Source organism: Candidatus Pseudothioglobus singularis PS1 (assembly GCF_001281385.1).
Classification (GTDB): domain Bacteria; phylum Pseudomonadota; class Gammaproteobacteria; order PS1; family Pseudothioglobaceae; genus Pseudothioglobus; species Pseudothioglobus singularis.
On record NZ_CP006911.1, the window covers coordinates 1,117,061 to 1,144,046 of the forward strand.

General features: G+C 39.5%; 29 protein-coding genes, 1 tRNA gene and 1 pseudogene. 10 read left to right on the top strand and 21 right to left on the bottom strand.

Annotation, left to right across the window (positions count from 1 at the left end; translation table 11 throughout):
* Positions 1–25 precede the first annotated feature (25 nt).
* From W908_RS08825 to W908_RS08865, 7 genes are all read right to left on the bottom strand, one after another.
* Positions 26–202 carry a hypothetical protein gene (locus W908_RS08825; RefSeq protein WP_197503560.1) on the bottom strand — a complete coding sequence of 59 codons (177 nt, stop codon included), beginning with the start codon at positions 200–202 and terminating at the stop codon, positions 26–28.
* Positions 203–216: 14 nt separating this feature from the next.
* Entirely contained in the window at positions 217–1,620 is a 1,404-nt protein-coding gene (locus tag W908_RS05655; RefSeq protein WP_053820302.1) for an ammonium transporter, read from the bottom strand.
* 253 nt (positions 1,621–1,873) lie between these two features.
* Positions 1,874–2,446, bottom strand: coding sequence for a peptide deformylase (def, locus tag W908_RS05660; RefSeq protein WP_053820303.1), 573 nt, complete (start codon positions 2,444–2,446; stop codon positions 1,874–1,876).
* Between the two features lie 204 nt (positions 2,447–2,650).
* Positions 2,651–2,995, bottom strand: coding sequence for a DUF5522 domain-containing protein (locus tag W908_RS05665; RefSeq protein ID WP_053820304.1), 345 nt, complete (start codon positions 2,993–2,995; stop codon positions 2,651–2,653).
* Between the two features lie 53 nt (positions 2,996–3,048).
* A complete protein-coding gene (locus W908_RS05670; RefSeq protein WP_236849123.1) occupies positions 3,049–3,771 on the bottom strand; it encodes a type 1 glutamine amidotransferase in 723 nt (240 codons plus the stop codon).
* 128 nt (positions 3,772–3,899) lie between these two features.
* Positions 3,900–5,249 (bottom strand): hypothetical protein, encoded by a 1,350-nt coding sequence (locus W908_RS08860; protein WP_236849124.1) that lies wholly within the window; start codon positions 5,247–5,249, stop codon positions 3,900–3,902.
* Positions 5,216–6,667: a S8/S53 family peptidase gene (locus W908_RS08865; RefSeq protein WP_236849125.1), complete on the bottom strand. Its 1,452-nt coding sequence runs from the start codon at positions 6,665–6,667 to the stop codon at positions 5,216–5,218. The genes W908_RS08860 and W908_RS08865 overlap by 34 nt, the downstream gene beginning before the upstream one ends.
* 242 nt (positions 6,668–6,909) lie before the next feature.
* Between W908_RS08865 and W908_RS05680 the strand changes: the two genes are divergently transcribed.
* On the top strand, positions 6,910–7,788 hold the full coding sequence (locus tag W908_RS05680; protein ID WP_020025857.1) for a pirin family protein: 879 nt from the start codon (positions 6,910–6,912) through the stop codon (positions 7,786–7,788).
* A gap of 13 nt (positions 7,789–7,801) precedes the next feature.
* Here W908_RS05680 and W908_RS05685 read toward each other — a convergent pair whose 3' ends face one another.
* Together W908_RS05685 and W908_RS05690 are read right to left on the bottom strand one after the other, a co-directional pair.
* Positions 7,802–9,121, bottom strand: coding sequence for an MATE family efflux transporter (locus tag W908_RS05685; RefSeq protein ID WP_053820306.1), 1,320 nt, complete (start codon positions 9,119–9,121; stop codon positions 7,802–7,804).
* Between the two features lie 17 nt (positions 9,122–9,138).
* A complete protein-coding gene (locus W908_RS05690) occupies positions 9,139–9,480 on the bottom strand; it encodes a thiol-disulfide oxidoreductase DCC family protein (protein WP_053820307.1) in 342 nt (113 codons plus the stop codon).
* Positions 9,481–9,802: 322 nt separating this feature from the next.
* Between W908_RS05690 and W908_RS05695 the strand changes: the two genes are divergently transcribed.
* Positions 9,803–10,699, top strand: coding sequence for a DMT family transporter (locus W908_RS05695; protein ID WP_053820792.1), 897 nt, complete (start codon positions 9,803–9,805; stop codon positions 10,697–10,699).
* Between the two features lie 21 nt (positions 10,700–10,720).
* On the opposite strand, the gene W908_RS05700 is transcribed toward W908_RS05695, so the two are convergent.
* On the bottom strand, positions 10,721–11,104 hold the full coding sequence (locus W908_RS05700) for a MerC domain-containing protein (RefSeq protein WP_020025861.1): 384 nt from the start codon (positions 11,102–11,104) through the stop codon (positions 10,721–10,723).
* Between the two features lie 213 nt (positions 11,105–11,317).
* Between W908_RS05700 and W908_RS05705 the strand changes: the two genes are divergently transcribed.
* Genes W908_RS05705 through W908_RS05715 form a run of 3 tightly spaced genes read left to right on the top strand, consistent with a single transcriptional unit; the run spans position 11,318 to position 12,801 of the window.
* Entirely contained in the window at positions 11,318–11,896 is a 579-nt protein-coding gene (locus tag W908_RS05705; protein ID WP_053820308.1) for a hypothetical protein, read from the top strand.
* A gap of 42 nt (positions 11,897–11,938) precedes the next feature.
* The gene (locus tag W908_RS05710; RefSeq protein WP_053820309.1) at positions 11,939–12,346 is read left to right on the top strand and encodes a c-type cytochrome; all 408 of its coding nucleotides are present in this window, start codon (positions 11,939–11,941) and stop codon (positions 12,344–12,346) included.
* Positions 12,347–12,354: 8 nt separating this feature from the next.
* Positions 12,355–12,801 carry a DUF4396 domain-containing protein gene (locus W908_RS05715; RefSeq protein ID WP_020025073.1) on the top strand — a complete coding sequence of 149 codons (447 nt, stop codon included), beginning with the start codon at positions 12,355–12,357 and terminating at the stop codon, positions 12,799–12,801.
* Positions 12,802–12,870: 69 nt separating this feature from the next.
* Here the strand turns inward: W908_RS05715 and W908_RS05720 are convergent.
* The 4 genes from W908_RS05720 to msrA form a co-directional block, all read right to left on the bottom strand.
* A tRNA-Pro gene (locus tag W908_RS05720) sits at positions 12,871–12,947 on the bottom strand.
* 17 nt (positions 12,948–12,964) lie between these two features.
* On the bottom strand, positions 12,965–13,231 hold the full coding sequence (locus W908_RS05725; RefSeq protein ID WP_053820310.1) for a hypothetical protein: 267 nt from the start codon (positions 13,229–13,231) through the stop codon (positions 12,965–12,967).
* A gap of 30 nt (positions 13,232–13,261) precedes the next feature.
* The gene (locus W908_RS05730; protein WP_053820311.1) at positions 13,262–14,011 is read right to left on the bottom strand and encodes a HesA/MoeB/ThiF family protein; all 750 of its coding nucleotides are present in this window, start codon (positions 14,009–14,011) and stop codon (positions 13,262–13,264) included.
* 8 nt (positions 14,012–14,019) lie between these two features.
* Entirely contained in the window at positions 14,020–14,505 is a 486-nt protein-coding gene (gene msrA / locus W908_RS05735; protein WP_053820312.1) for a peptide-methionine (S)-S-oxide reductase MsrA, read from the bottom strand.
* 74 nt (positions 14,506–14,579) lie between these two features.
* On the opposite strand from msrA, the gene W908_RS05740 reads away from it, so the two are divergent.
* Positions 14,580–15,653 (top strand): AI-2E family transporter, encoded by a 1,074-nt coding sequence (locus W908_RS05740; protein WP_053820313.1) that lies wholly within the window; start codon positions 14,580–14,582, stop codon positions 15,651–15,653.
* Between the two features lie 44 nt (positions 15,654–15,697).
* Positions 15,698–16,144, top strand: coding sequence for a hypothetical protein (locus W908_RS05745; protein WP_053820314.1), 447 nt, complete (start codon positions 15,698–15,700; stop codon positions 16,142–16,144).
* A 2-nt stretch (positions 16,145–16,146) separates the two neighbouring features.
* Here W908_RS05745 and W908_RS05750 read toward each other — a convergent pair whose 3' ends face one another.
* The 7 genes and pseudogenes from W908_RS05750 to thrS form a co-directional block, all read right to left on the bottom strand.
* Complete coding sequence (locus W908_RS05750; protein WP_020025067.1) at positions 16,147–16,437, bottom strand: integration host factor subunit alpha; 291 nt, start codon at positions 16,435–16,437, stop codon at positions 16,147–16,149.
* A 3-nt stretch (positions 16,438–16,440) separates the two neighbouring features.
* The gene (gene pheT, locus W908_RS05755) at positions 16,441–18,804 is read right to left on the bottom strand and encodes a phenylalanine--tRNA ligase subunit beta (RefSeq protein WP_053820315.1); all 2,364 of its coding nucleotides are present in this window, start codon (positions 18,802–18,804) and stop codon (positions 16,441–16,443) included.
* 16 nt (positions 18,805–18,820) lie between these two features.
* Positions 18,821–19,831 (bottom strand): phenylalanine--tRNA ligase subunit alpha, encoded by a 1,011-nt coding sequence (pheS, locus tag W908_RS05760; protein ID WP_053820316.1) that lies wholly within the window; start codon positions 19,829–19,831, stop codon positions 18,821–18,823.
* A 64-nt stretch (positions 19,832–19,895) separates the two neighbouring features.
* Positions 19,896–20,255 carry a 50S ribosomal protein L20 gene (gene rplT / locus W908_RS05765; RefSeq protein WP_020025064.1) on the bottom strand — a complete coding sequence of 120 codons (360 nt, stop codon included), beginning with the start codon at positions 20,253–20,255 and terminating at the stop codon, positions 19,896–19,898.
* 12 nt (positions 20,256–20,267) lie between these two features.
* Entirely contained in the window at positions 20,268–20,465 is a 198-nt protein-coding gene (gene rpmI, locus W908_RS08710; protein WP_082345018.1) for a 50S ribosomal protein L35, read from the bottom strand.
* A gap of 52 nt (positions 20,466–20,517) precedes the next feature.
* A pseudogene (infC, locus tag W908_RS05770) lies at positions 20,518–21,045 on the bottom strand (translation initiation factor IF-3); the annotation flags it as partial.
* Complete coding sequence (gene thrS / locus W908_RS05775) at positions 21,045–22,937, bottom strand: threonine--tRNA ligase (protein WP_053820793.1); 1,893 nt, start codon at positions 22,935–22,937, stop codon at positions 21,045–21,047. The pseudogene infC and the gene thrS, both read right to left, overlap by 1 nt.
* 115 nt (positions 22,938–23,052) lie before the next feature.
* On the opposite strand from thrS, the gene W908_RS05780 reads away from it, so the two are divergent.
* From W908_RS05780 to W908_RS05790, 3 genes are all read left to right on the top strand, one after another.
* A complete protein-coding gene (locus W908_RS05780; protein ID WP_020025884.1) occupies positions 23,053–24,225 on the top strand; it encodes an MFS transporter in 1,173 nt (390 codons plus the stop codon).
* Between the two features lie 99 nt (positions 24,226–24,324).
* Complete coding sequence (locus tag W908_RS05785; RefSeq protein WP_053820317.1) at positions 24,325–25,812, top strand: DUF1800 family protein; 1,488 nt, start codon at positions 24,325–24,327, stop codon at positions 25,810–25,812.
* Positions 25,805–26,956, top strand: coding sequence for a DUF1501 domain-containing protein (locus W908_RS05790; protein ID WP_053820318.1), 1,152 nt, complete (start codon positions 25,805–25,807; stop codon positions 26,954–26,956). The genes W908_RS05785 and W908_RS05790 overlap by 8 nt, the downstream gene beginning before the upstream one ends.
* The last annotated feature ends 30 nt before the right edge of the window (positions 26,957–26,986 follow it).

Sequence of the window (26,986 nt, forward strand, 5' to 3'; positions counted from 1 at the left end):
TTTTTCGTTTTATTGCTTTTTACAGTTATTTATAGTGCTCTTGCTCGTCAGCATTGCCTTTAGCTAAAACCGCTATCAACATTACTGATGCAATCACCGTCCACCATCCAGGCGCAGATGAGCCTGATCCGATGTACATGCCCATGTCAATCCAACCATCGGCATTATAAAGTTCTGCAAAAGATTCAGCAAAATATCCCATATTATTTCTCCTTATTAAGAATCAGACTCAGGACTAACCATTGACTCAGGGTATGCCTGAGCAGGAACCTTGACAGCGTCAAGACCTTTGATTTGAACTGATTCTGGGATACGCAACATACCTGCTTTATGGACTAACCAAGATACGATGTATCCCGGAACAAATCCTAGCAAGAACATGACTACTGCACCAACGACTTGGCCAAACAGGCTGATTGCAACTGTATCTTCTGGCGCAAAAGCACCCAGTCCTGGCGCACCAGAACCCAAGACACCAAGCATCACAACGCCGAAGAGACCAATCGTTCCGTGAACCGTAACACAGCCAACAGCATCATCAATACCAAAACCCTCTAACCAGTCTGCACAAGGCTTCAAGATCATACCGGCAACCATTGCAATAACTATTACAGTAGAGCCAAAGTATATATCAAGGCCCGAGGCAACAGAAATAATACCTGCAAGACAGCCAGACATCATCCAGAACGGATCTTTGGTTATGATCCAGGCACCAATAATACCGCCCGAAGCAGCCAAACATACGTTGAATGCTAGAGCAGAAAGCGTCATCGGCGTACCATAAATGGTTGTACCTTGGTCCGCGTACCAACTCCAGCCTTCACCAGGCAGAATGATACAGGCCATTAGGAATCCGAAGAAACCAACAATAATCAGCATTAAGCCGGTTACTGTGAGCGGCATGTTGTGACCAGCGATGTGGTTAGCAGAGCCATCAGCGTTGAACTTTCCAACACGTGGACCTAAATTAATTAGGATACCAAGCGCGAAGAATCCTGCGACAGCGTGCACGAGACCTGCAGCACCAAAGTCATGAAAACCGAACTCAGTCACTAGCCAACCGTCTGCGTGCCAACCCCAAGCAGCAGCGACAACCCATGCAAAAGAACCTAGCACGATCGCACAGATTACAAAACCAACGGTTTGTATTCTCTCGATTAGTGCACCAGATGCAATCGATGCAGTGGTCGCAGCAAACAGAGCGAAAGCACCCCAGAATACACCTGATGCGTGATCAGCCATATTTGGACCCATGTATTGAGCAGAGTCGCCCCATGGCAATGCTATAGCACTTGCATATTCGATACCTGAAATCTCCATATATCCTGCGCCAGAGGCGAGGTCATACGGGAACGTTGGTAAGGCCCAATAGAACCACCAACCAAACAGATAGAACGTGATGATTGTAAACGCGAACGCGAGTAAGTTTTTCGTACCCGATGATAGAACGTTCTTCACACGAGTAGCACCCATCTCATAGAGAAGGAAGCCGGCATGAATAAGAACCATCAGAGGGATTGTTAAGTAGTAGTACGCTTCAGCAAACATCGTGTTTGTGACCTGAGCCGCACTTTTGACAGCAGCTAACTCTGCCGTTAAAGCTAATATTTGATCTTCCAAAACATTATCTCCTTTTTTAGTTTAAAGAATCTCTCTCCTTTTTTTGACTCGTAGGAAATTTATATCCCTACGAGTAGTGAGTATATAGAAAGAATATATTTAAATCTATAAAAATTATCTGTAAATAAGTCTAAAAATAGAAACTATTTAAAGATATATATGAAATAACAATTAGTTAGTTGCTGAAGAAAAAAATTTTTTTTTTTTTGAACTAGATTTCAAATTGAACTACACTAGCAAATAAACCTATTTTTTAGCTACCATATCTCTCAACAATGCTGATGACTTGTTGCTTAAAGCTATCCTCGTAATGCTCTGCAAATTCTTCTATGGTTGTGAGAGAACTCGAGTCTGCCATTCGATCGGTATAGATGAGACCGTCAAGATGATCGAGCTCATGCTGAAAGGTTCCAGCGCTGATTCCCTTTGATATAAAGCTGACATTATTTCCTTCACGGTCATACCCTTCAATCTGAATTTCAGGGCAGCGATCAACCTTGCCTCTCATATTGGGGACTGAAAGGCATCCTTCAAAGACGTTGATTCTGTCTTCCGTTAGAAAGGTGACTTTTGGATTAATTAATACAGTTAATGGAATGTCTGGCTTGTAAGGATAGCGAGGGTTTTTTTTCACCTCAATCACGCAGATTCTTTTATGAATAGCAATTTGAGTAGAGGCCAGACCCGCGCCATTAGCATCCCTCATGGTTTCAATAAGGTCATCAATGAGGGCTTGAATTTCATCAGATTGAATCTGACTGACATCGACAGGATCAGCAACCTGACGAAGCGCTGGGTTGCCTATTTGTAGAATTGCTCTAATCATTCAAAAGAAGCTCTCAGTTAAATAAAATTAACAATCAGAATAAGAAGTAGCAATAAACTTGCAGCCCAAAATAATTGGTAAGCCTTATTCATTACCCCGCGTATATCTCGGAGTTCTTTTAATATCTTTTCAACTTGTTCATCATTCATCATGAGGCTCCTTTGAATTTATATATTTTAAAATGGATAGTATATATATTGAGTTTTAATAAGGGCAATTTTTACAGCCATTATTACAGCAATCACCCTGCTTAATCAGATACCACTTACTAAATACATAGAGCCCATCGTTGATCGTATAGTCAACATTTTTAACAAGCTTTGTTTGAGTACGGTGTGGCTCTACAAATTTTTGAAATTCTTCCATACCTTTCTCTCTAACAAGAGAGTCAATTTTCTGGTTAATTGCCTCACTAAGGCATGATGGACAATAACAGTCCTCCTCAGAAGTTGGGGCCATGATTGGCGGAAAGCTAATGCACCAGCAATTCCCTGTTCCTGCACCGCATCCAAATGACTCATTACATTGGGAGCAATTTTTTGCAGTCATAATCTCATGCGAATCAAAAACTTAATTTTGACATTGATTTTAGTGAAATGCAATTAATTAAAAACCAGATCACACCAATTATTAAATAAAGTTTGGGAAGCTTTATTATTTGAGGATAAATTCTTTGTAAATTCGTCTTGAAAACTGGCAAGGCCATCCTTACCCAAAAGATTCTCAAGACTCGATGGTATTCCTGGAATACACATCCAGCCTTCGAATGTATGGCCGCAAACCTCAGGATGGAACTGGCAAGAAAAAGCATTCTCAGAGACCTGCATAATATGATTATGACAATTACTAGAGGATGCCAAGATGGTTGAACCTTGAGGAGTCTTTGAGACTTCAACTAAATGAACGTTTACCCACTTATCTGAAAAATTAAAATTCTTTAAAAGAGCATGACTCTTTCCCTCTTTTGTGGGTTGAATTTCGAATAAACCGATCTCATGATTATCCGTTTTTTTAGCCTCACCACCTAAAGCCTCTGCGAGAAGTTGGTGCCCCAAACATATACCAAGAAATGGCATCTTGAGGCCTTGAACTGCATGACGGATAGCTTTCTTTTCTTCAATAAGCCAGGGATATTGATCTTCCTCCCAAACATTCATAGAGCCGCCCATCACCCAGAGACCATCAAAGTCATTTAATTCTGGAATTGGCTCGCCTGCATGAAGATCAATTTCATGGAACGCAATACTTCGAGTTTCAGCAAAATCCCTAAAAATTCCTGGATTCTGTGAAGTCATATGTTTAAAAACAAGGATATTCTTTTTCAAAATTTCAATCTATTATTTTAAAAATAACATTCTAATTTAGAAAAATGAAAAATAGTTGTTATTATTTTATTAAGGTAATTGAGTAGAATTCAATTTTTAGATTACGAACGCACTTGTAAAAATATATATTAGAACAAGCGATTAAAGGACAACTCGGTATTTTTGGACAAGTCTTGAGAGTTTATATTGTAACCAAGCTTAAGGTCCTTATACCTGAGACCTATATAGCTTGATCTGGCTAAATCAGAATCTTGATTATGGTTTAAGTTACTTGTTAAAAGGTGTTTAACTGAGAAACCAATCCCGTCATCTAGGTCTTTGCGATAAGTCAATCCATAAACCATTTGTCTTCCAGTTGGCTTTAAATTGATATTAGTATTTCGATAAGAAATACTTCCATCTGATTCAGCTAAATTAGACAATCTAATTGACATCTCACCATTATTGACTCTATTAGGCTGACTGACTGAGAATTGTAAACTGTCATCACCCATAATATTTTTCTGCGTCGCAATCAAACTAACACTTGAAGATTTAACATTACTGGCAGAATTGATAAAACTTTCTGAAGGCTCAGTCATATCGGTTTTAGCTAAAGAAGCAATTCCAGTTAGTGTTAGATTATTCTTAAGTTTATTCTGAGCTTTAAAAGCTGCAAAAGTAGTGTTAGATTTGGATCCAGACATTGAATAGGCATCATTACCGGTTAGGCCTAATAGGTTTTCTTTATCTTGAGTAATGCCTGTCATTATAGTAACTGCCCTCTCTGATGGATCGCCATACTCTAAGGATGCAATTAAAGATTTTCTTTGGCCAACTATTTCTCCAGTTAGATTGTCAACCATAATAGGGGTTGTCGCACCAAGCATGAGGCGATTATTGCCCATTTGATAATTTGTATTTATTCCAAGACCGCCCTCTCCATTCTTTAAATATGGAGCTTGGAAATCCGAAAGATTAGTTTCTAAATCTGAGTTTGACCCATAGAAGCTTTGAACTGGGAAAGAGCTGGCTCCAAGAGTGAAAGAGCTCTCTAATTTTTTTGTCTTGGACAGTGTGGATACAACATTACTAAAATTTCGCTTCCAATCTGAACTACTTCTTGATTGCAATGGGGTATCTAACTTTGATAACTCAGATGTCAAGCTAATGGTTGGTGCTCTATAATTGACCACATTTACTGTTTTTGACATGTCATACTTAAAGCCTCCATTTAAATCATCATAAGCATATCCAATCTCTCCAATTAGTCCTTGAGAAATTGCATTACCAAATGAGGCAGACGGCGTTATGTATGATGCACCAAGTGAAGAAGATTTACTTGATTGAATTGAATTACCAGTATACAAAAACATTGATGCAGGATTTCCATTTGAAGTAATCGGACTTAATGCAGCATAAAAATCTGGAACTCCGTGACCCCAAGTCGAGTGATAGCCATGCTTTATACTATTACCATGAGTTGTGAATATGACCAAGATGACCCGAAAGAAATTCTACCAGTGTTGTATTGACTGGTTCCACTATCAACATATGTTGCAGCATAAACATCCCACCCATCGACTGACAAGCAATATTCTGCAGTCGAGCCGCATTTGTTTCCTTTAAGAGTAAATTCAGATGAAGTGGCATTTGATAAATCTGAGTCACCAGTATACTCAACAACATTAGCGACTAGCCACGCCTCTCCGAGTTGAGGAAATAATTCTGGCAAACCTGCCATAGCATTTGCGTCTGACTCACCAGAATCATTGGCAGCTGCCCAGACCATTACACCAGAGTCCTCAAAATCATTTAATGCTGTAATATAGGTATTTGCATCAGTTAAAGCTTGGCCAGAAGTTGACCCATGCATTAAACCCGCTAAACCCTGAGCATTGGTTAAACTGTTGCTAGATATATAAGATTCAAGTTCAGAGATATTGTAACTACTTCCACCTGAGTTATATCCCCAGCTCTGGTTTGAGGCTATTGCACCTGCGGCCCTTGCAGCATCTAAATCACGCGCATAATCGTCACCCTCATTTGACCCTTCAACATTTGGTATGCTGGAAAAGACTAAATCTGCATCAGGAGCCACCCCACTTCTAGCGCCAACGTCTCCGGCAGCAAACATAGCCACTCCCTGGCAATGATTGTTACTAGATGTCGCAGCGCTGAAAGTGCTCTCACCAGAGCCACCATCATCTAAATTTGTTATTGTTTTGTTATCATAAATTTCATGATTAACATCACAATTAAAATCAGCTACATGAATTGTTTGACCAACTCCAGTCAAATAGGTTCCACCCGATGAAAAAGATTGAACTTTGTGGATCCCCATTTGTTCATAAGGGTGAGTTGCTCCACCAGCTTCTATTGCTGTCCAAGTAGATCTGTTTTTTATAGTATTTTGTTCAGAGGAAGTTCCTTCCGAAAATGCAGTCTTAGAAATCAGAGCATACTCATTAATGGTAATCGTAACGCTTTGAGTTCCATTCTCTGTTGCTCCTCCTCCAGAGACTCCTGTAATACTTAAAATAGCTGTCTCATTATTGCTTTCATAAGCTGAATCACTTGTGGGATCAAAAGTTGAGGTGCCGGTTGTATTGCCCGCACTTACTGATATGTCAGACACATTGCTGTAGTCTGTTCCCTCAGTCGCGGTGCCTGAAGATCCAATAGTGACATCAACATCCTCAGCAACTGCACAGGAGAGAGTTGCTGTAAGCGTAAGCAATCCTGCTGATGACTCATAAATTGAATTAGCACTACTAGAAAGTGTGACTTCTGGATTACATACTGGTGCTGGTGCTGGAGTTGAAACTGCAGCTGCTGTTGAACTTCCACCTCCAGCTTGACAGCCATATAAAGACAATGATGTGACAACAATGAGGCAACAAGTTTTAAAATTCATATCAATCAATTATATATGAGTAAATAATAAAATAAACTCTCAACTTTTGGTTAAAAAGTTTATTCATTTCATTGATAACTGTAACACTTTAAATTGCTCATTCATCAATAAACTCATCAAAGGTATACTGCCATCTTATCTTCATATTATTAAGAAAAATAAAACAATGATTTGCACTAAATGTTACCCAATGAGCCAATGAATTTAACTATAATTTTTGTATTATTTTTATAGTTAATTAAATGGCTTTAAGATCAATCGAAGCAATACTTCCGCCAGACAACCTTCACTTCGTTGGAGATGGATTTAGAGTTTATGGAATCTTAGGAAGAAGAGAGCCCTTAACAATGAAACGGATGAGTCCTTTTCTACTGATGGACTATGCTCCAGTTCACTATTTTCCTCCCAATAATGGAGCGCCACTTGGTGTTGGCTCCCATCCACATAGAGGAATTGAAACAGTCACGATTGCCTATAAAGGAAAAGTTGAGCACAACGATAGTACTGGCGCAGGGGGAGTTATTGAAGAAGGTGGTATACAATGGATGACTTCTGGCAAAGGAATATTACATAAAGAATATCACGAAAAAAACTTTAGTAAAAAAGGTGGTGATATGCAGATGGTTCAGCTGTGGGTTAACCTACCCGCCAAAGATAAAATGACAGAGCCGAAGTATCAGAACATTGAAAACAAGGATTTAGCTAAAGTTGATCTTGGTAATGGAGTTGGATCGATCGATATTATTGCAGGTGAGTTTGAAAATAACAAAGGTCCAGCATCTTCATTTTCACCTTTAAGCCTTTTTAATCTGAAACTAAATAAAGGAAAGGGAACCAGTTTAAGCTTTAAAGAAAGTCACAATACTGGACTATTAATTACAAAAGGAAACGTCACCATTAATAATTCAGAGAGGGCACCAACAAATCATTTTGTACTCTTTAAAAACAAAGGCTCAGAATTTACAATAAGAGCTGATGATGATGCTGAAATACTTATTCTAAGCGGTGAACCCATTGATGAACCTATAGCCTCATATGGGCCATTTGTTATGAATACAAATGATGAGATTAGGCAGACAATTGATGATTTCAATAGTGGAAAATTTGGTTACTTAGACTAAATATAAAAAATTCTTAATCCTCAACTGAAGCCTCTAGCTTTGGATACTTATAGGCCAAAGTCACCCCCCTTGCAATTGAAAAGATAATAAGTGAGGCCCAAAGCCCATGATTGCCGTATTTAGGTAACAGTAATGCCAAAGCAATCAGATAGACGCAAAATGAAATAAACATCATATTGCGCATATCTGCGGTCCTGGTTGCACCAATAAAAATGCCATCCAGCATCCAGGCTGCTGCCCCAACAAGAGGTGCAAGAACCATCCATGGTAGATACTCATAGCTTACGGCTCTGACGTCCTCAGCAGTAGTCATGACATTAATAATAGTATTTCCAAAAACATAAAAAGTGAGCGCCATGACAACAACCGAGCCAAAACCCCACTGACTTGTCATAACCGCTGACCTTCGAAATATTAATCTATTTTTAGCGCCAAGCGCCTTACCAACCAGAGCCTCTGCTGCAAAGGCAAAACCATCCATAGCGTAAGCAGTTATATTTAAAAACTGAATGAGTACTTGATTCGCTGCCAGGGTAGCATCATCAAAGCTAGAACCAAGAAAAAGAAAACTTACAAAAGCTATTTCAAGTAAAACAGATCGAATCAAAATATCACTGTTCACTTTAGCCATCTTGGTTAGTCTTGCTCTGTCAAATATTTGACTCCAGTTTCTCCAATACCCATTTTTGAAGCCCTTTCTTGCAAGCCATAATCCAAAAAATAGTCCGCTCCACTCCGCAATAAGTGTTGCATATGCGACCCCTTCAACCCCCCAACCTAGCCTCAGAACAAAGACAAAATCTAAAACTATATTGATGGAATTGATAAGCAACATGAGAACCAAAACAGCTCGCGTCCTCTCATTCGCAATAAGCCAACCTGTAATTCCAAAGATAGCTATTGCTGCTGGAGCACTATACACCCTTATCTTCAAATACTCTTGAGCCAAAGACTCAACCTCAAAGGAGGCTGGTGCTATTCCAAGAGCAGCACTGAATAGAGGAATTTGAGTCATTATGAGGACTAAACCTGCACCAAGACCAATAAGGATCCCTCTAACTAAAAGTGCTGATGTTTCTGAATGATCGTTAGAACCAATAGCCTGAGCGGTAAGTCCCGTTGTACCCATTCTCAGAAAACCGAAGAGCCAATAAATAGCTGAAATAATAATAGCACCAATTCCAACAGCTCCAATTGGAACAGCAAGTCCCATCTGACCAACAACGCCTGTGTCAACTGCTCCTAGTATAGGGATGGTTGCATTCGCCAAGACAATGGGTATGGCAACGCCTAATACTCTTTTGTGAGTAAGCTTAGTTGAGCTTGGATTCATTGATTTAAATATAGGATTTAGCTAGACAAGGTACGGTTGAAAATCTTGAATCGCCAATAAAGAATGAATGCAAGGAAGGCATACAAAATCTTAGCAAGGCTAAAGATAACTGGAAGACTAGCAAACTTTGCAAGCCAGCCGTAGCCCTTGGTATTGCTCCAAACATAGATAAAAGCATCAACGCCTTTGATTTCTCGTCCATCTGGAAACTCTACATAAAGGGCTTTTAGGTATTTATCACCCTTTTGACTGCAGTTCTCATATTCAAGCTTAGATCGCTTTTTATAGTGCTTTATTTCGAAGTTACAAATACTACACTCTTCATTAAATAAAACTTTTCCATCTGAATCATTTTTCATAATCGGTTATTCTTATCAGTTCATAGATTCTTTTAGTGGCTCTATTTGAATCCCTCAACGACTTGCCATGAACTTACTTCCTCTAGTTTAACTGCCTTTTCTAAACAGCCATTAATTAATAAACTGAGTGCAATTAAAGTAAAAATTTTATATTTATCTAAAGCATTCTTCATACTGACATATTATATATTACTAATGATTTAATCAAATTAGATTGACTAACTTTCAGCCTTATTAAGGTATAGTTTAATTATCAAAATAAAGAGTCCTTCAATTGATAAATAGACTACTCAACGAACTCCAAATAATTCAATTTTTTAATTTGCAAAGCCCTCAAACTAAAGCAATCATTTTAAATATTTCTTCTATCGTTCTTTTTTCAATCATGGTTATTTTTATTAGAAAAGCATCGGAAAGCTTACATATTCTTGAAGTTGTTTTTTTCAGAAACCTTTTGGCTTTAATTGTCATGCTGCCAATTATAAAATCTATTGGCTTAGCCGCAATCAAAATGAATAACACTAGATTATTTTTTATGAGGGGCTTTGTTGGTGCTATTGGAATGATTGCAGGGTTTACCTGCTTAACGCTTATACCACTTGCCCAAGCTACGGCAATTAGCTTCTCTCAGCCCCTATTTATTACCATTGGAGCAACTATTTTTTTAGGTGAGATCATTAAGGCTCGAAGAATTGCTGCCATTATTGTTGGAATTATTGGAATGCTCATCATTGTGCAGCCAGGGTTCAATAGCCTCTCATTAGGAATAATACTCGCCATTATTTCAGCCTTAGCGTTATCAGTTAACGCTTTAATAGTGAAAAAACTTACCCTGACAGACACGCCGCATGCAATTATTATATGGATGGTAGTCATGCTTATTCCAATTACTTTGATACCAGCTATCCCAGTTTGGGAGTGGCCCAGCTTAGAAGCTTGGCTATACTTATGGGGAATTGCAATTTTAGGAACCCTGGCACACTTCTCATGGACTAAGTCCTATGCAATGGCAGACATAACCAGCCTTGAGCCAATCGGATTCATAAAACTTCCAATTATGGCTCTGTTAGGGTGGATGATTTTTTCAGAAATACCTGGAACCTGGACTTGGGTTGGGGGATTGATAATTTTCATGTCGACAATTTATATCAGCCAACGAGAAGCTAAAGCTTCTGGCTCTCATAAACCTAATAAAGGTGCTCAAGAGCCAAAACTATAATCAAGCTTCAGAAAAACTTTATCACTTCTGAGTGCAGTTTTTCCAATTTAGAAAGTGGGCGAATGTAATTGTAATTGAACCTAGTAAAGTAATTAACTCCTCACCTAAAAAGATCTCTTCAATTGTAACAGCACTTATAAGCATTAAAATTCCAGCAAGTCCAAGAAGAAAAATTGGCATCCTTTTGTGTTTTTTATAGCCACTTGATAAAGCATATAAACTTACTGGAACAATTACCCACAACATCAACCGATGTAAGAATTCATTATCTAATTGACCTGAGAAAAATAGAGGTATAGCCAAAACAAATGATGGCATCAATAAGCAATGAGCTGCACAGGCCATTGATAGTCCAATAGCAATTTTATCATTCAGGTATTTATATTGAAGAGCAAGTGTTGACATATGATTTTCCTTGTAATAGTATTTTATTAATGCAATATTATTGCATTTAAAATTCAAATGTCAATACTTAATAGATTATTTAGTTATTAATGACGAAAAAATCTGTAAATTGAGTGAACTTGCTTTGTGTTGATTTGATAGATTTATGATGTAGATTAACCTTTACTTAATTAAAGTATCTATACTCCTACCTTTTATTACCTATTTTTTAATATGAAAAAACTACTTACTCTTATATTTTGTTCGCTATTTGTATCACAAGCTTTTGCTCATAAGCCAGTGCTTAATGAAAATTCAACCTATCCTGCAGATTCACCTTATGAAATTGAAGAACCAGAAATTTCAAAAGCAATCTATTCAACTCTAACGGGTGATCCGCACTACTACCGAATTCAGTCTGATATTGATTTTGATTTCTATGCGGGAATCCTAGCTGCCAAAATTGGTGAATGTCCTTTAGAGCAAAAGTTTTCATTTGAGGTCTTAGACTCTGAATTTCATAATATCAGTCTAGCAGACGGTGAAAACTTTGAATGGACTCCCTGGTATGAAGAGTATGGAAAACAGTGGTATTGGAACGGTCCAGAGATTGGTGAAAAGTTTTTATCTGATAGAGTCTATGAAGCAGGAACATACTATATTAAAGTATTCAATGACTCAAACACAGGACAATACATTATGGCTGTGGGGGATATTGAAAAATTCTCGTTTACTGATATAGTTGGATTATTATTTTCAATGGGTGACATCGAAGATGAGTATTGGGACCCAAGCCTTTGCTCCCTAGGCTGATCTTAACTCAATAACCGTGTCAATTACACGAGTATATTAAAAATGTTAAAAAAATTACTCGTCATCCCTCTCATCATTTTATTAGTAGGATGCAATCCTGATGATAAAGATAAAAGCTCAGATTATCTAGTGCAGTCTGGTGAGGCAATTTATAATAAAAATTGTGCAAGCTGTCACGGTCCTAATGGTCAAGGTCTTGCTGAAGATTGGAGGATAAAGGATGCGAATGGCAACTATCCAGCACCACCTCTTAATGGAACGGCTCACACTTGGCATCATTCACCGGCTCAATTACTTTATACAATTAATAAGGGTGGCACAGAAATGGGTGGTCAAATGCCTGCATTTGAAGACTTACTTTCTGAAACAGAAAAACAAGCCTTAATAGACTATATGTATAATCTATGGCCTAACGAAATTCAAACAAGATATGATGAGAGATATAAATAGGAGACAAGATGCAATTTATTCCAGCAATAAATGATGGTTTTTGGCTTTGTAAGCACACCTGGAAAAGAAGTAGATTGAATACATTTTGGTGTTTACTTGGCTGTTCAATCGGTGATTTTGGCACAATTTTTACCTTTCAAATGATTGAGCATAGCTGGTCTGTCTGGATGGTTATGACGCTTGCAATAATGAATGGGCTTCTAACGAGTATTGCTCTAGAAACAATCATTCTTAGCAAGCAAATGGCAATAAAATTAGCGTTTAAAACTGCTATAGGTATGAGCTTTATATCTATGATTGCTATGGAATTTGCAATGAATTTAACAGATGTACTCCTTACAGGCGGTGCAGTTCTAACTTGGTGGGTGATTCCTTTTATGCTTTTAGCAGGATTTGCTACGCCTTTGCCATACAACTACTGGCGTTTGAAGAAATATGGTATAGCTTGTCATTAACTCAGCCAGGGGTATGATGTTAAATATGTTGTAGCCAACAGGTTTTATCTTAAAGTAATCAGTATGTATTGGTCGGGACGGCAAGATTTGAACTTGCGACCACTTGACCCCCAGTCAAGTGCGCTACCAGGCTGCGCTACGCCCCGTTTCAATAATAAATAAACTATCTAAATTTACCGTAAAGATAGCCAATAATTGTTGCGATTAATCCAAAAGGGATTGCGACTGAAAACCATGGAGTCAGATTGTTAATACTTGGGCTCATTGCAAAAGGCTGGATATAAAAAGAAGTTGAAATAAAGAGGCTCCAAGCAAGAAAGGTTCTCGCATAGAAGTTCGCCTTACTTCCAATTTCAGATTTTGGCTTTACGATCCTAAAAAATAAATATCCAAAACCAACCGAAACCAGGGTACTAATAAAAATTAACATTTTTAAACTCCATAAAAAATATTGCTGTTGTTATTGACTTGAGTTACAAACCGGGCACTTCAAATCTTTACTAATCTTAACTTTTCTAAAACTTAAATCAAGGGCATCAACTAGGAGTAGAGAGCCACTCAGCTGGTCTCCCAATTGCAATATAACTTTAATCGCTTGCAAAGCCTGTATGGTGCCAACAAGTCCAGCAACAGGCGCTAACACTCCATTATCTATACAGCTTTCATTGTCTTCACCCTCAACACTATAGAGGCACTGGTAACAGGGCTGGTCTTTTTCATAGCCCTTAAAAACTGAAACCTGACCTTCAAATCTGACCACAGCAGCTGAGACAAGAGGTTTCTGATGCTCAACGCAGATCTGATTAATTTCAAAGCGGCTTTCAAAGTTGTCAGTCCCATCTAAGACAATGTCGACACCTTTAATCAGATCAGGGAGATTACCGGTATGAATAAGTTCATTGGCAATCGTGATCTTAATGTTTGGGTTGAGCTCAGTCAACTTGTTCTTTGCAGAGTTCACCTTGTCATCACCAATGTCTTTGGTCTGATGAATAATTTGTCGCTGTAGATTTGATAATTCAACTTGATCAAAGTCAGCGATAATAAGGTGCCCTACCCCAGCTGCTGCCAAATACAGAGCGGTGGGTGACCCAAGACCCCCCATTCCAACAATAAGGACTGTAGCGTCCATAATTTTTTGCTGACCCTCAACATCGACCTGAGGCAACATAATTTGCTTGGAGTATCTCAGTAGTTCTTGATCTTCCATGAATCTCTCTATTTAAAGTATTTAGTCACTTTAGGTAATATCACCATTTGGCAATAAGGCTGATTTGAATTATTATTAAAGTAGTTTTGATGATAAACCTCAGCTGGATAAAAAACATCAAGCTCCGTAACCTCAGTCACAGCACCCTTAATTTTTCCAATCACTGAAGTTGCAATCTCTTTTTGCGAATCATTTGTATAGAAGACAGCAGATCGATACTGAGTTCCTCTATCAGCACCCTGCCGATTAAGACTCGTTGGATCATGCGTCTCCACAAAAACTTCTAATAACGCCTCAAAGGTTACCTCGTCTTCATCAAAGTCAACCCTTAAAACTTCTGCATGCCCTGTCTGGCCAGTGCATATTGATTCATAGGATGGATTTATTGTTGTTCCGTTACAGTAACCATTTTCTACTTCTTTGACACCTTTAACGCGCTGAAATATAGCTTCTACGCACCAAAAGCAACCACCTGCAAGATAAGCTGTTTGCATGTATTCTTGTTTAATATTTAAAACAATATAGTATACTTTATCTCTCTAAGAAGAGATAACTACAAGGAGTCAATGTGACAGAAAGTGTTAATAATCGTCATGGTAATGGTTTAGTATTAATTCTTCTAGCGCTTTCCATTCTTGCAATAGTCTGGCTATTTACTCCCTTCATTGCCTACCTATTCTTATCTCTTTTAATTTGTATATCGACCTTTAGTAGTTTTGATAAGCTTGCACAGAAGCAGTCCAAAAATAGAGCCGCACTTATTATGACTCTAGTTGTCACGGTGCTTTTGATTTTGCCACTTGGATACATTTTGTTGGTCAGTGGTATCGAGACTACTGCGCTCATTAACAGACTTCAGAGTGACTTTCAGCTCAGTGAAATAAGCAGAATTACAGATGAAATTATCATGGGTCTTCCTTTGTCTGACTCTATTCGAGAGTTTTTAGATAGCTCACTTAGAAACAATCTTGAGAGTATTGCTATCGCAATTAAAGACTTCTCTATTGTAATTCTTAAAAGCATTACGAAGCTCTCCAGTCAGTTCGTCTTTTTTGTAATCATTACCATCTTCTCACTTTACTATTTTTATATAGATGGCCCCTCTTTCATTGAAAAGATAAGAAAGGTCTCTCCTCTGGATAATAAGATTAATGATTTACTTCTTAATCAGTTCTCTGGACTATCACTGACTCTAGTAGGAAGTGTTTTTTTAGTTGCTTTAACGCAAGGTATTGCGTTTGCAATTGGGGTCATGATCGTTGGTCTGCCTGCGTTATTTTTTGGCGTAGCGATGGCTCTTGCTAGCTTTATTCCAGTTTTGGGAGGCGTTTTAGTTTGGCTTCCAATTTCAATCTATCTGTTTGCTATTGGCGAGCCAACCAGCGCTATTATTATTATTATTTTTGGCGCCATTATAGCGGGCACAATCATTGATAACTTTTTGAGACCCGTTATTATCATGAGGCTCTCAAGCTCAATGAAGCATCAAAGCCCACTCAACCATACTCTAATTACTGTTCTTTCTACGCTTGCAGGAATCATTAAGTTTGGTATTTTGGGTCTTTTCATTGGCCCAATCATCGCCGCCATGTCGATTACTATCTTCGACATTTATCAAATTCAATTTGGTAAGTCTAAGTAAATCTTTGTTAAAATTCTCATCTTCATTATCAACAAAGTGGAAGCATGCTTAAAGAGCTAATTGAATATATAAAAGAGTACGAGGGTGACAATGATCTCGGTGACTATCTTGACACGCGTTATGTCAGACTGACTGATCAGCACTATGATCAAATTGCAAGCGCTATGTCAGATGGCGAACTAGAACTTAAAAAATCTTCAAGTTGCCCCGCTGAACGATTCTTTCTTCACTTTAATGAGACCATCTTATTCGTCAATAAGCAGACTCAGGATCCAAGCGCGACGTATGATGTTGAGATGGTTGAAAATCAGGGAGAAGCGGATGATACTTCAGATCTATTATTTGCCTCTTTTTCGCTGAGTGATGACTACACCCCAACTCTTAAAAAGCGAGCTTCAAGTGGAAAAACACAGGACGAAAACCATCAACAACTTGTCATGCTCTCTGTGATACCAATATTAAAGGGTTTTATGGTTGCAATAACCGACTAGAGCTACTTCTTACCTTTTTGTGTGGCTAATTTAAGCTTTGGTCCGGCCTTAAAAGTAACCACTTTCCTGGCACTGATCATCACCTCTTCACCTGTCTTAGGGTTTCTGCCAGGTCGGGGCGTTTTATTGCGAACAACAAAATTGCCAAAACTAGATAGTTTTATTTCTTCGCCTGATTTAAGAGTTTCAATGATTTGATCGAAAAATTGATTGGTTAGGGCTAGCGCTTGTGTTTGAGTAAGCTCTGTTTTTTTGACGAGAGTATTAGCAATATCTTGTTTTGTAAGGGACATGTTTTATCTTAATTTAGCTGAAAAATTTGTTTCTAAATGAGCCACTATTTTACTAACTTTTTCAGCCAGTTGTTCATCAGTTAAGGTAACTTCTGTCGATTGATAAGTTAAATTTAGAGCCACACTTTTACTGCCCTGTTCGATATGCTCCCCTTCATAGACATCGAACAAGTTAACATCCACCAGATCGGCTTGCTTTAAAGATTGGATAGAACCAATAATCTCATCAGCACTGAGCTCTTTTGAGACTACAATCGCAATATCTCTTTGAGAGGCCTGAAAAGATGAGAAAGACGCATAAATTGGCGTTTCACCTTGCTCAATCTCTGACTGAATAAGTTCGAAAAGAAAAGCCGTTGGCATCGATAGCTTCTTTTGAAGTTTCGGTGATAATGCGCCTACCCAACCGATCTGTTTTTTTCCATTCATTATTTTTGCGCTCTGACCCATCTGCAGTGCAGGATGCTCAGCAGCCTCAAAAGAATAGTCTTTTTTGCTCAGAGCTAATAACGCTTCAACATCTGACTTAATGTCAAAGAAATCAACCTCACGTTCGCTACTTCCCCATTGCGAGTTATAGCGATTACCTGAAATAATGCCGGCAATTTTTTGAACTTGATCCTCAACTGAAATGCCAGAGAAGCAAAGCCCTAGCTCGAAGAAGCGCGAGTTAAGGTGACCTCTTCTTATGTTTGATTTGGCAGATTGAATTAAACCTGACCATAGACTCGATCGCATTACTGCCATATCGTCTGAGATTGGATTTTGAAGCAAAATTTTCTTTGACTTAGGGTCAACCAAATCATGCATCTCGTTTGAGATAAAGCTATAAGCGATGACCTCTTGATAGCCTCTATTAACCAGAGAACTTGATAGAACATGAGAGCTAACTTGGGCCTGCGATGCATTTGATATATTGGCTTCAATTGAGAGCCTCTTAACAGGAATCTTGTCGTAGCCATAAAGCCGAGCGAGCTCCTCAATAATATCTGCAGGAATCCGAATATCAAAACGAAAACTTGGCGGCGTGATTGTCCAAGAGTCATCATTGTTTGTCTTAAAATCTAACTCAAGAAACTGAAACTTAGATTCAATCCATGATGTCTCAAGTTCAAAACCTAGAACCTTTGAAATTTTTTCTTTTGAGATTTCGATGGGCTCAATTTGAGGTAGTGAATCTGAGTGAGTACACTCATTAATCTTGGATGCCTGTCCGCCGCAAATTTCGAGAACGAGCTCAGTTGCCCTCTCCATTGCTTGACTCGTAATGTTAAAGTCAACGCCTCTCTCAAACCTTAGAGATGCCTCTGTATGAAGTCCATATGACCTTGCTACGCCTGAAATTGCAACTGGCTCAAAAAAGGCACTTTCTAATAAAATCTCAGTTGAATCTTCCAGAGTGGATGATCCCATGCCGCCAATGACCCCAGCTATTGCTATGGCAGATTTCTCGTCAGCAATGACTAGAGTGTCCTCAGTAAGCTCAACGCTTTGTCCATTTAAAAGCTCAAGTGGCTCATTTTTTTTGGCAGATCTCACATTAATGTCACCATTAATTTTCGACAAATCAAAGGCATGCATCGGCTGACCGAGCTCTAAAAGAACATAATTGGTTATATCAACAATCGGTGAATGGAGCTGCTGGGAGGCGCGTGATAATTTTTGAGCCATCCATTTTGGTGTTTGAGTAGTATTATCAACGCCGCTGATTACGCGCGTTAGATACCTTGGGCACTCTTTCGGGTTGCTGACTGTCGAGGTGAATGATATATTTCCTTTTTGAGACGCTTTATAATTAAGGGCTGGCATTGAAAGATCATAGTTAACGCAAACCTCTCTAGCAACACCAAGAACACTGAAACAGTCACCACGGTTTGGGGTAATATCAAGCTCGATGATTTGATCATCAAGATCGAGAACTGATCGAACATTCTCACCAATCTGAGACTCTGAATCAAGCTCAATGATGCCGTCATGGCTATCTGACATACCCATCTCGGACTCTGAGCATAGCATCCCATTGGACTCAACCCCTCTCAGTTTGGCGCGTTTGATTTTAAGTTTACTCGGAAGAACTGAGCCAACTGTTGCAACGGCCACCTTTAAATCCTCTCTGACATTAGGTGCACCGCAAATAATTTGAAGATTTTCATCAGCGCCAACATCGACTTCACACAGACTTAATTTGTCTGCATTGGGATGTTTCCCGCAGCTTACAACGTGCCCTACAACTAGGCCTTCAAATGGAGGAGCCACTGGGGCAATCTGGTCAACCTCCAAACCGGCCATTGTTAATTTTTCAGAGAGCTCTATGTCGCTTACATCTGGACTGACCCATTCTCTTAACCATCTAGTTGAAATATTCATGACTGATAACCTTGCACTAGAATTGATTTAAAAAGCGAACGTCATTCTCAAAAAATAATCTGAGATCATTGACGCTATATCTGAGCATCGCAAGTCTCTCAACGCCCATTCCAAAAGCGAGCCCTGAATAATCTTCAGAGTCAATATTAACCGCATTCAAAACGTTTGGATGAACAACGCCGCAACCCAAAACTTCTAACCAGCCTGACTTTTTACAGACGCGGCAACCTTCTCCGCCGCATATCACGCATTCAATATCAGCCTCAGCTGATGGCTCCGTGAACGGAAAGTAAGAGGGACGAAAGCGAACTTTGAGGTCATCTTTTTCAAAGTAAGCTCTTAAGAAGTCGATGAGCAAACCTTTGAGCTGAGAGAATGAGGCCTCTTTGTCAACAATGAGCCCCTCTACCTGGTGAAACATCGGTGTATGAGTGACATCAGAGTCACACCTATACACCTTGCCAGGGACAATGACCCTGACGGGTGGCTTTTGTCTCTCTAGCGTTCTGATTTGAACGGGAGATGTATGCGTTCTTAGTACCGTATTAGCGTCGAAATAGAACGTGTCATGCATCGCTCTTGCAGGATGATGCTCAGGAATATTGAGCGCACTAAAGTTATGAAAATCATCCTCAATTTCAGGCCCAATCTCTATCTCAAAACCGGCCTTAGTAAAAATGTCTTGAATATGGTTGAGAGTTTGCGTGATCGGATGAAGGCTCCCTTTTTCAGAATTCCTTCCAGGAAGTGTGACGTCAATTTTTTCATCGAGCAGTCTTTGGTTCAGTGCGATCTCTTCGAGTTCCTCTTTGCGAGTTTCGATGAGCTTTTGAATCTTAACCTTCGCCTCATTGATTGCCTCACCCATCGCTGGACGCTCCTCTTTCGAGAGCTTTCCTAAGCCTTTAAGTAGGTCAGTCAATTCACCCTTTTTACCCAGATACTGGACCCTTGAATCGTCGAGCGCTTTTAAATCTATCGCGCTGGCTATTGCTTTTGAGGCGTCGGTGATAATTTTGTTAATCAAAATGCTTACTTTATTTTTGTTTAAAAGACTGTAACCTATGTTACAGTCTTTTAGTAAGATTTTACTACTGTGCTAACCCAGCTTTTGCTTGATCAGCAATTTTAGCAAAGGCATCTTTATCAAAGATGGCGATGTCTGATAGAACTTTACGATCAATCTCAACACCAGCTTTGTTTAAACCGTTGATAAATTGTGAGTAGCTTAAGCCGTTATTTCTTGCCTCAGCGTTAATACGTACAATCCATAATCTACGGAACTGACGACGACGTTGACGACGGTCACGATAGGCATATTGCCCCGCTTTAATTACCGCCTGCTTAGCAACGCGATAGACTTTAGAGCGAGCACCATAGTAACCTTTGGCTTTCTTTAAAACTTTTTTGTGTTTAGCGTGCGCTTGCACACCTCTTGAAACTCTTGCCATAGTAATACTCCTTTAACTGTACGGTAACATTCTTTTAACCATTGGTACATCGACCTTCTCAATGGTGTCAGGTGAACGCAGCGAGCGTTTTCTTGAAGTACTCTTCTTGGTCAAAATATGCCTCAAGTGCGAGTGTTTACTTTTGTAACCGCCACTGGCGGTCTTTTTGAAACGCTTTGCAGCGCCTCTATTGGTCTTTAACTTCGGCATCATTTACTCCTTGACCCTCTTCGGGTTCAACTTTTCGGGCTTGCACCTTACTTTTCTTAGATTTGGGTGCTAGCATCATGCCAAGCTGGCGACCCTCCATTTTTGCCTTCTGTTCAACAGTGGCAAATTCTTCTGTTTCACTTTCAATTCTATCCAGCATCTCCATCCCTAACTCGCGATGCTGAACTTCTCGACCACGAAACCAAATAACTACTTTGACTTTGTCGCCATTTTCAATAAATTTAACCAAGTTTCTAAACTTGATTTGATAATCTGCTTCCTCAGTTCCAGGACGATATTTAATCATCTTGACGTGAGTTTTTTTCTGTTTCTTCTTAGCGTCGCTCTTTTGCTTCTTTAATTCATACTGAAACTTTCCAAAGTCCATCACGCGGCATACTGGCGGATCTGCATTTGGAGAAACTTCTACTAAGTCTAAACCTGCGTTTACTGCTAATTCAAGAGCTTCATCATTACTAAGGACTCCTAATTGCTCTCCCTTGTCATCGATGACTCTGACTTTTGGTGAGCTGATTAATTGATTAATCCTTGTAGTTACCTTATTTGGTCTTTTAATAATTACTCCTGATTTATTAATTCTGTCAAGGCCTCTAGAGACATTGAACCCAAGTCCTCTCCGCCCCTTCGACGAACAGATACTTGGTTATTTTCTTGCTCCCGATCACCAACCACTAAAATGTATGGGTAGCGTTGCATCGAGTGCTCGCGTATTTTAAAGCCTATCTTCTCATTTCGCAAGTCCGAAATGACTCTAAGTCCTTGTTTTTTTAGATTGATCTCGACATTCTTGCTATATTCCTCTTGTTTTTGAGAAATATTGAGAATAACTGCCTGAATTGGAGCAAGCCATGATGGAAAAGCTCCCTCATAGTGCTCAATTAAAATTCCAGTAAATCTCTCGATTGATCCAACAATAACCCTGTGAAGCATGACGGGTGTCTGCTTAGAGCCATCCTCAGCTATGTACTGCGCATCAAGGCGCTCAGGCATTGAAAAGTCTGCCTGAATCGTTCCACACTGCCATTCACGTTCAAGACAGTCTTTCAAAACAAACTCAACTTTTGGCCCATAAAAAGCGCCTTCGCCCTCTTGAAGCTCCCATTCAATTCCTTTTGCATCAAGCGCTTCTGATAGTGAGGCTTCTGCTTGATCCCAGACCTCGTCTGAGCCGACACGCTTTTCAGGCCTTGTAGACAACTTAATGTCTATATTTTCAAAGCCAAAGTGTTTATAGACCTTAAACGTTAGATCAATAAATTCTGAAACCTCAGATTGAATTTGGTCTATGGTACAAAAAATATGCGCATCATCCTGTACAAAATTACGAACGCGCATGATTCCGTGAAGCGTTCCTGAAGGTTCATTACGGTGGCATGAGCCGAACTCACCGAGCCTAAGCGGCAAATCACGATAAGATTTGAGCCCTTGCTTATAAATCTGAACGTGCCCAGGACAGTTCATTGGCTTCACTGCATAATCTCGGTTCTCAGAGTGTGTTGTAAACATAGCATCACCAAACTTATCCCAGTGGCCTGATTTCTCCCACATGGATCTGTCCATAATTTCTGGGGTATGAACCTCTTGATAGCCATTATCTTTAAAGACCTGACTCATATACTGAACAATGATCTGGTAAAGCGTCCAGCCCTTTGGATGCCAAAAAACCATCCCTGGGGCCTCTTCTTGGGTGTGGAATAAGTTTTGCGTTTTACCAATTTTTCTGTGGTCCCTTTTTTCAGCTTCTTCAAGTCTATGAAGGTGCGCTGCAAGATCCTCTTTATTCTCCCAGGCGGTGCCGTAGACTCTTTGGAGCATCTCATTATTTGAGTCACCTCGCCAATAGGCACCAGCAAGCTTCATGAGCTTGAAGGCCTTTAACTTACTTGTTGATGGAACATGTGGGCCTCTACACAGATCAACGAAATCTCCTTGCTTATAAAGAGAGAGAGTCTCATCCGTTGGAATAGACTCAATAATTTCAGCTTTGTAATGCTCACCCAACGATTTAAAGAATTTGACCGCATCATCCCTGCTCATCTCCATTCTCTCTATTGGCAAGTTTTGCTTCACAATGGCGGTCATCTTTTTTTCGATCTTCGCTAAATCTTGCTCAGAAAAACCATCCTTGTAAGCAAAGTCATAATAAAAGCCGTTATCAATCACGGGACCAATTGTAACTTGCGCTTTAGGATAAAGCTGCTGAGTAGCCTGTGCCAAAAGGTGGGCAGTTGAATGACGAATCACTTCAAGTGCTTTGTCGTCCTTATTGGTAATAATTGCAAGATCACTATCATTTTCAATCATGAAAGAAGTATCAACCAGCTGGCCATTAATCTCTCCAGCTATAGCAGCTTTAGCAAGGCCAGAGCCTATAGATGAAGCAACTTCTGCAACAGTCAGAGACTGATCAAAAGATTTAACTGAGCCATCAGGTAGTGTTACATTAGGCATAACTTCATGATTAAAATAAAAAAAACTCATTTTACCTTGATAGAGTCCATCTCTTTATCAAAATTAAGACTTTAAATATCTTTTAAATGGCACTTTAAAGGTATATTAGGCCGCTATGAAAATCAATCGCCAATCACCAGAATTTTTAATCCTCTTAATGACAATTGGCTCAGCAATTAGCTGGGCTGTATGGCTTAACCTGCTTAATAATTTTGCTATCGAAGAGATTGACTTTACGGGCGCTGAAATGGGGATACTCCAAAGTGTTCGTGAAATTCCAGGCTTCTTAGCGTTCACTGTGATCTTTGTTTTGGCTTTTATTAGAGAACAGAAACTGGCCTACATCTCATTGGCACTTCTTGGAATAGGAATTGCCATTACAGGGTTTGTCGAGACTAATATGAACTTTTATCTAGCAACTATCATTATGTCGACAGGTTTTCATTATTTTGAAACCATTAATGGCTCGCTAACTCTACAGTGGATTGAAAAAGATAAAACCGCTGAATTCTTAGGGCGAGTTATTGCAACTCGTTCTGCCGCCTCTATTGTTTCATTCAGTTTTGTATGGCTTTTATATGAACAATTTCATTTTAGCTATTTGTGGCTATATTTACTGGGTGGTGGAATATCAGTGATGATCGTTCTTTACTGCTGGCAAAACTTTCCCTTATTCCCTGAAAAGGTCTCTCAAACTAAAAAAATTATTCTTAGAAAGCGCTACTGGCTCTACTATGCACTTCAGTTTATGAGTGGTGCAAGAAGGCAAATCTTTGTCGTTTTTGCAGGATTTTTGATGGTTGAAAAGTTCAATTTTAGTGTCGCTGAAATCTCACTTTTACTTCTTGCAAATGCGGCAATTAATGTCTTTTTTGCACCGAAAATTGGTAGGCTTATTCAAAGGTTTGGAGAGCGCAAATCTCTAATATTTGAGTACGTTGGGCTCGCCTTTATTTTTATTGGTTACGCCTTTGTTGAGAGTGGTTACTTTGCAGTCTTTCTGTATATTGCGGATCACCTCTTTTTCTCGATTGCTATTGCCCTTAAAACCTATTTTCAAAAGATTGCTGACCCTGCTGATATTGCTTCAAGTGCCGGCGTCTCCTTTACAATCAATCATATTGCTGCAGTCTTTATTCCTGTCGTGTTTGGTCTGATATGGCTTTATTCACCCTCACTTGTTTTCTTAGCAGGCGCAGGTATGGCCTGTATCTCACTGCTTCTTGCATTTAATATGCCGTCAGAACCCTCTTCTGGAAATGAGGTTTTATTAGGAAAATTTTCTTAAGTCAGCTTCTAATAAAACTTAAGTTAATTTTTTTTAAAAAAATATAATCTAGTTCAAACTGATATACTTTATTCATTATGATTTATTTTGAATTATTTTATGAATGAGCAGTTCAGAATTGCACAAAAATTAGGTCTCATGTTTCGTCCAGAAAATCCATTACCTGAAGACATAAAATCATGGGCAATAAAACAACTCAACGCAAAATCACCTGCATTAGGAGTCAACAACACTCAAGCAAAAAAAATTCAGGAATGGCCAGATCAGCTTCAACCCGACCTGCTCACCCGAGATAACCTCTACAGCGAATACAAATATAACAGACAGAGAGAAGAAATGGATCTGGCGGGCTACTCCTCAGAAGCCGCCAAGCAGGATAACGAAAAAAAACACTTGTTACTTAAGACAGACCAATTGAAATTTTCACACAGAAATGTTTTTGGTAACGATCAAGTCAAACTCCGATTCTCTTCCTTTTGGACAAATCACTTTACTACCGGAAATATTTGGGACAACCAAAACCATATTGGTCACATGATGGAGGAGGCAATCCTTGCAAACCTAAATAACAACTTCTCCGAAATGTTATACAAAGTGACAACACACCCATCAATGCTGGTTTATTTGGATAATTGCTGGAGCTGCGGAGAGAGATCTCAAACTGCGATATGGGCTAAACAAAACGGCGAGCAAGCTGGGCTAAATGATAACCTTGGTAGAGAGCTACTCGAGCTCCACACTGTATCGCCATCTGCAAAATATACTGAGTCTGACATTAGAGGAGCTGCCAATACTTTGGCCGGCTGGGGCATATGGCCAGGAAGAATATCAGATCAATCAGAGTTGTTGTCGATTCCACAGAGACACCAAAAACTGTTAAAGATGGGAGGAACAATCAATTCCTGGGACTTCTTCAAACAGGATCATGCAGAACCTGGCAATAAAAAAGTTTTAGGCAAGGTGGTACCTGCTGGTAAAGGTGGTCTCAGACAGCTTACTGATTTTCTTGCTGCGCACGAACACACCGTCAAGCATATCTCTTTTAAATTGGCTCAGCACTTTGTGAGCGATAACCCAAGCAAAGCTGATACTGACTTTATAGCTAATGCCTGGAGAAAAAGTAACGGTAGTCTGGATGAAATTCATTCTGCTGTGATTGAACGTGCTATTCAGTCAAAAGAGCCTAAATTTCAATGGCCAATGACTTGGTTATTCCAAGTTGTAAGGCTTAGCGATGCAAGATTTTTCAAGGGTTGGGCTCAATTAAATAGGTACGATAATTACATAATGGAATCTCGTGAGATTTTTGAGGAGCTTGGTCAGGGTTTTTGGCATGAAAGGCAGCCTGACGGTTACTCGAGTGACAAGAAAGAGTGGCTGTCTGGTGAAATGTTTGAGCGGCGCATTCGATTTGCTGATGCCATTTATACTGCTGGAAGGCCAAAATTTAAGTCGGACGATATCATGAATAGAATCAATGCAAATGATACAACTCGAAACCTTGTAGCTAGTGTTGGTATGAGTGAAAAAACAAAATTCATTGCGTTGATGTGTAGTCCTGAAATAATGGGGTTGGAGAATGCCTAAATTAAATTTAACGAGAAGACAGTTCTTAAAGACATCAGGGGCCTCATTATTTCTTGCAGGCCTTCCTCTTCCCGGCTTCACAAAAGATAAACCTCCAGGAACGATTTCAGTCATTATGCTTGAAGGTGGAATGGATGGCTTAGCCGCTGTGCCGCCCATAGGTGACCCTGATCTTTCTAGAATGAGAAAGGGATTGGTTCCTGACAACTATCTAAAACTCAACTCTCTATTTGCGTTGCACCCATCCTTTCAATACTTTGGTGGACTGATGGCTAAAAATAATGCCTCAATTGTTCATGCAACAAACTTTCCATATACTTTAAGATCGCACTTTGAAGGCCAAAACTTAATGCAAGGTGGTGGATTAAGTCCATTTTCGGAGTCTACTGGTTGGCTCGGAAGAGCGCTTGATCTAGCAATGCTACCTGGAAGATCACTCTCACTGGATATGCCATTACTGTTAAGGGGTACTGATAAAAACGATAACTTCTACCCAGCCAGTGTCCGAAGCTCCAGCAAGCTATCAACCCAACTTATTGATATGATTTCTATGGCTCACTCCAAGGAAGGCGCTTCAGTTTTCAACAAGGTCAGTCAAAAAAGTACTCAGAAGGACTCCATCGTTCCAAGAGACCCGGCCAGTTTAGCCAAATATGCCGGTAAGGCAATGTCTCAAGAAGGTGGTCCTCTGTCCTCCGTTATTAAAGTCACTCAGTTTGATACGCATGCTAGTCAGGGAGCCAATGAAAATGGCTACCATGGCAGGCAAATGACTTTGATTGATGACATTATTGCAGGATACAGAGAGGGGCTTGGTGATGCCTGGGACAGAAGCATTATCTTAACCTTAACTGAGTTTGGAAGAACAGTCAAAATTAATGGGACCTGGGGGACAGATCATGGTTATGGCTCTGCGGGACTTTTGGCGGGAGGTTCAATTACTAAAAGTAGAGTTATTTCTGAATGGCCTGGACTTGCTGAGCGTGACCTATTTCAAAAAAGGGATGTAATGTCAACCATTGACTATCGCTCTGTATGTGCTGCCTGTATCGAGAATGCCCTCGGGCTTGATCACGATTTGATTGCGGATAAGGTCTTCTTTACCCCTAAATTACCTCGAGTCTACGACTATATTTTTTCATAAAAACTCAACTCACACCTTGGAGTGGTATTA